5 protein-coding genes and 1 pseudogene are annotated in these 4,478 nt (G+C 41.2%); 3 read left to right on the top strand and 3 right to left on the bottom strand.

Annotated elements, in window-relative coordinates; translation table 11 throughout:
- Window positions 1–500 precede the first annotated feature (500 nt).
- A complete protein-coding gene (locus IQ229_RS14560) occupies window positions 501–965 on the top strand; it encodes a hypothetical protein (protein ID WP_194044816.1) in 465 nt (154 codons plus the stop codon).
- A gap of 20 nt (window positions 966–985) precedes the next feature.
- On the opposite strand, the gene IQ229_RS14555 is transcribed toward IQ229_RS14560, so the two are convergent.
- Entirely contained in the window at window positions 986–1,147 is a 162-nt protein-coding gene (locus IQ229_RS14555) for a hypothetical protein (RefSeq protein WP_194044814.1), read from the bottom strand.
- Between the two features lie 29 nt (window positions 1,148–1,176).
- Between IQ229_RS14555 and IQ229_RS14550 the strand changes: the two genes are divergently transcribed.
- A complete protein-coding gene (locus tag IQ229_RS14550; RefSeq protein ID WP_194044812.1) occupies window positions 1,177–1,872 on the top strand; it encodes a DUF305 domain-containing protein in 696 nt (231 codons plus the stop codon).
- A gap of 345 nt (window positions 1,873–2,217) precedes the next feature.
- Window positions 2,218–2,700 (top strand): annotated as a pseudogene (locus IQ229_RS14545) (sensor histidine kinase); the annotation flags it as partial.
- Between the two features lie 7 nt (window positions 2,701–2,707).
- Here IQ229_RS14545 and IQ229_RS14540 read toward each other — a convergent pair.
- Window positions 2,708–3,292, bottom strand: a complete 585-nt coding sequence (locus IQ229_RS14540) for a Uma2 family endonuclease (protein ID WP_194044810.1) — start codon at window positions 3,290–3,292, stop codon at window positions 2,708–2,710.
- A gap of 116 nt (window positions 3,293–3,408) precedes the next feature.
- Window positions 3,409–4,047 (bottom strand): peroxiredoxin, encoded by a 639-nt coding sequence (locus IQ229_RS14535; protein WP_194044808.1) that lies wholly within the window; start codon window positions 4,045–4,047, stop codon window positions 3,409–3,411.
- Window positions 4,048–4,478 lie beyond the last annotated feature (431 nt).

Genomic DNA, 4,478 nt, shown 5'->3' with positions numbered 1-4,478 from the left:
TGTATAAGAGACAGTTTTTAAGGTACTTATGGTTACTTTAAAGCTATCTTAAGACTGAGATTTAAACTACTCACATCAGTAGAAATCTACCCTTTAAATAAACAATTGCTCCTCAAACCTATTTATAGATACTTGATCCCGAAGGCAAATTCCAGAAATAACAAACGTTAAATCTCAAAGACTAGTTAAGTAGTGAGAGCAGCAAATTGGTAGAATGCCAACAAGCCATTCGTTAAAGAGGGGATGAAGACTTGGGAGCAAGGGAGATAAGGGAGATGAGACAGACAAGGGAAATAATAATGCCCGATACCCTTCAGGAGTGCTGAGTGCTGAGTGCTGTTAGCGGTAGCGGGGCGTTTAGCCCGTTCTGAGTTGTGAATCTCACTTATTTACTCGGAACTCGGAACTCGGAACTCGGAACTCGGAACTGTTTCGCCCAATGCCCAATGCCCCATATCCCATTCCCTAAATTCAATTTTTAAGTTTTGAGAAATTTCCCGATGACAACTGCAATTTCCTATCCCAATGCCCCTGATTTAGCAACTGATGATTACATTGTGATCGGCTTGGCAACCTGCTTCGTCAAAGAAGATGGAGAAGTTTATCAAATCGAAGTTATAGAACCGATTCCCTCTGCGGCTTTGGAAGCGCTGTTAAAGGGCATTCCTACCTCCTATAAGCTGGCCCATGCCACAACTTTGGGATCTGTGCTGGATGGCGATTCACAACTGCTGCCAGATGGCTTCCCAGACTCGGCTCAGTTTGGAGAAGAATTTGTGCCACGGGCATTTGCAGCAGCTCGTACCTACAAGCGTCGTGAATCTGCAAAATCTCTGATTCCTTTGGGTACAAACTACACTGAATTTAAATATTCCATTGAGAGGAAACGGGTTTTAAACGCCGCTAGAGTTGTCACCAAAGAAGACAATATTAAACAGCATTCTCACACTCACAAAGTTCTTTAAGTAATTATGGTGACATACTCCTACACTGACTCTTCTCTACGAGAGGCTTCTCTTTCAGAGACGCTAACGCGAACGCCAACGAGTACAGTGTAGGCTTCTGGTTCAATCCGGCTATTGCTTAGGAGGCGACGAGCTTTAAGAACGGGATGCCCCACCTTGCTGTAATTCTTAAAAGATTTCATTAGAATTAGAAAACTGTTAGATAAGATTTATGCAACTGCTATTTTTAAGGAATGGCTTTTTGGCGTTAACTTTTACTGCGATCGCCTCAGTCGCTGGGTTAATCACAGGTTGTGCTGGTACTGCTTCCCAAAACCAAAGTGAAGTAGCAAAGAAAACCGCCGCTAATGCTAATGACAAGCAGATGATGAATCATGGTGGTGGCATGAATCACAGTATAGGAATGGATTTAGGCCCAGCCGATGCTAATTTTGATTTACGATTTATCGACGCTATGATACCGCACCATCAAGGGGCTGTGGAAATGGCGAATGTTGCGCAGCAGAAATCAAAACGTCCTGAAATTAAAAAGCTAGCAGACAATATCGTCAAATCGCAAAACCAAGAAATTACTCAGATGAAGCAGTGGCGACAACCTTGGTATCCCAAGGCGGGAAATAAACCAATGGCTTACAACAGTCAAATGGGCCACATGATGGAAATGTCTTCTGATCAAATGAAAACTATGATGATGAGTCAGGATTTAGGTGCAGCTGATGCGGAATTTGATCTGCGCTTTATCAATGCGATGATTCCTCACCACGAAGGGGCTGTAACAATGGCGCAAGATGCCTTAAGTAAGTCGAAACGCCCTGAAATCAAGAAATTAGCCCAAGAAATTGTTAAAGCCCAAAATATAGAGATTAAACAAATGCAACAGTGGCGAAAAGCTTGGTACAACAAGTAATTCGTAATATGGTTTTTGCGGCGATTTTATAAGTATTTGTGTAAATCTATCTGCTAGTAACCAATATGTATTTGCAGTTGGGAATTTCAGGAGCGATGTCTACAATCTGATTTTCACGGTATCTGGAAAACCTCTCTCTAAATCTCTCTCCTAAAAGGAGAGAGACTTTGAATTTTTCCCCTTCCCGCGTCGGGAAGGGGGTTAGGTTTTTGATGGACTGTCTTCATGATGCCCAATCGCCTTTAACAGATCGTCTGTGATAGCATATATGGCAATTATTTCATTTAGCATATAGCCCTCCTAATTTTCTTCTTGGAGGGCATTTTATTGCTTAACACACCCATTGCGATCGCCTTTTCTGCCAAAGTAATACTGACATCTGCAATCAGAGTCGAGCAACCTCTAAATATCGTAGGTGATTCTGAGCAACTTTATCGTCTGGTTTCTAATTTAATTATCAATGCAATTCAATACACACCACAATTTGGAAAGGTAACTGTTGTCTTAGATCGCAGTGAAAATAATGCTGTGATTCAGGTTCAAGATACAGGTATTGGTATTCCACACCAGGAACTGACTCGGATTTTTGATCGCTTTTACCGAGTGAATAGCGATGCCTACGGCGGGCTGCGCCTACGCTCTCGTAAAACTGGTGGTTCTGGATTAGGGTTAGCGATCGCTCAGGCAATTATTCAGTCACACCAAGGTAGTTTAAATGTACAGAGCCAATTAGGTAAAGGTAGCACTTTTACCATTCAATTACCCTTAGATGTCACACCAATTTCCCAATTTAAATTGCTGTATCGTCGCCAGCCTAAATTTCAATAAAATTTTCTTACCAAACTTTACTCATATTCAAAATAAACCCAGGCAATACCGACTCGCCGCTTACACTAGCAGGATTATCCAAACATTCCTCTAGCAATCCAGGACGATAAATATAAACTTTACGCTGCTTACGGTCAATCAACCAGCCTAACTGTATTCCTGGCTCATTCATATATTCCTCCATTTTTTCTTTCAAAGTCTGGAGGTTGTCGCTGGAAGATTTGAGTTCGACTACAAAATCTGGACAAATGGGTGCAAATTTTTCTTGTTGTTTTGGAGACAGAGAATTCCACCGTTCTAGTTTAATCCAGGAAGCATCTGGAGAGCGTTCTGCACCTGTTGATAGCTTAAATCCAGTACTAGAGCTAAAAGTTATACCTGTACCATCTTGTTCTGACCAAACCCATAGCTGTCCTGAGATATTAACTTCTCGGTTTCCTGTCTCTGAACCAGTAGGAGGCATAATTACCAATTCTCCGAATTTATTTCGCTCAATGCGTAAGTCACGATTCATCTGACAGAACTCAAAAAATTGTTCGTCTGTCATTTGCATTGATGACGGAATTTGCAAAACCAAAGGGGATGAGAACATAGGAATTTCCTCCAGGTTCGGATGCCTAGCCGACTAACTATATTCTCACGCAAAGAAACAAAGACGCAAAGATATAACTTTGCGCCTCTGCTTTTTATCCGAAATCATTATCAGATTTACTTGTTAGGCTGAGGAGTCATCCGCAGATAGGGTTTGATTTCCTCGTAACCTTTGGGGAATTTCTCTTTGAGTACTTCTGGATCTTTCAGCGAGGGGACAATTACAACATCCTCTCCATCTTTCCAGTCAGCTGGTGTCGCCACGCTGTAATTATCAGTCAATTGCAGAGAATCAATTACCCGCAAAATTTCATCAAAGTTACGTCCCGTACTGGGAGGATAGGTGAAAGAGAGACGGAGTTTTTTATTGGGGTCAATCACGAAAACCGATCGCACTGTCACAGTAGCATTAGCATTGGGGTGGATCATGTCGTAAAGCTCAGAAACTTTGCAATCCGCATCCGCCAAAATTGGGTAGTTGAGAGTGGTGCTTTGAGTTTCTTCAATGTCTCCCACCCAGCCTTTGTGAGATTCTACGTCATCAACGCTGAGTGCGATCGCTTTGACATTGCGCTTGTCAAATTCTGGTTTTAGCTTGGCAACTGTGCCGAGTTCTGTTGTGCAAACAGGTGTAAAATCAGCAGGGTGAGAAAACAGCACAACCCAGCTGTCACCTGCCCATTGGTAAAAATCGATGTCGCCGTGTGTTGAGGCTTGCGTAAAGTTGGGTACTGTGTCACCTAGACGGAGAGCCATGTGAGATTCCCTGTAGTTAGAAAGGCATATATATTCTAGTATGCCATCATGACATAAAACCCCTATTTCCCAATCGGACTTTAGCAGTTTGAAACAAAATTTTAAGTTGTCAACACTCTCAGATAAGGGACAAGAGAGAGATACAAACTATTGACTAAATTACACATATATGCTTTTAATTGATATGTTTTTTCTACAGGTTTTTCTTTACATAGAGGATTGCAAATATCAGGGTGATACCCAACTACAAGCCATTGCATATTTAGTGTTATTAAGTTGCAACATTTCCACATTATTGCAGAATTCGAGAAACTTTCTTGGCATAGATATATTGTGAGAAATTTTTAAGTTGTTGCAAACTGAATTGTAATAAAGCAAGTAGTGAGAATAAAGATTATAAATATGTTTCCTATTTTTTAATTTTGAATTAA

The organism is Nostoc cf. edaphicum LEGE 07299 (genome assembly GCF_015207245.1).
GTDB classification, from domain to species: Bacteria; Cyanobacteriota; Cyanobacteriia; order Cyanobacteriales; family Nostocaceae; genus Nostoc; species Nostoc edaphicum_B.
The sequence above is the reverse complement of the archived record's forward strand: the minus strand, read 5'-3'. Positions and strand labels throughout refer to the sequence as shown.

What these genes read in the sequence shown, in the direction of transcription:
- IQ229_RS14560 (WP_194044816.1), top strand. Translation starts at nt 501, where the DNA reads ATGACAACTGCAATTTCCTATCCCAATGCCCCTGATTTAGCAACTGAT.
- IQ229_RS14555 (WP_194044814.1), bottom strand. Translation starts at nt 1,147, where the DNA reads ATGAAATCTTTTAAGAATTACAGCAAGGTGGGGCATCCCGTTCTTAAA.
- IQ229_RS14550 (WP_194044812.1), top strand. Translation starts at nt 1,177, where the DNA reads ATGCAACTGCTATTTTTAAGGAATGGCTTTTTGGCGTTAACTTTTACT.
- IQ229_RS14540 (WP_194044810.1), bottom strand. Translation starts at nt 3,292, where the DNA reads ATGTTCTCATCCCCTTTGGTTTTGCAAATTCCGTCATCAATGCAAATG.
- IQ229_RS14535 (WP_194044808.1), bottom strand. Translation starts at nt 4,047, where the DNA reads ATGGCTCTCCGTCTAGGTGACACAGTACCCAACTTTACGCAAGCCTCA.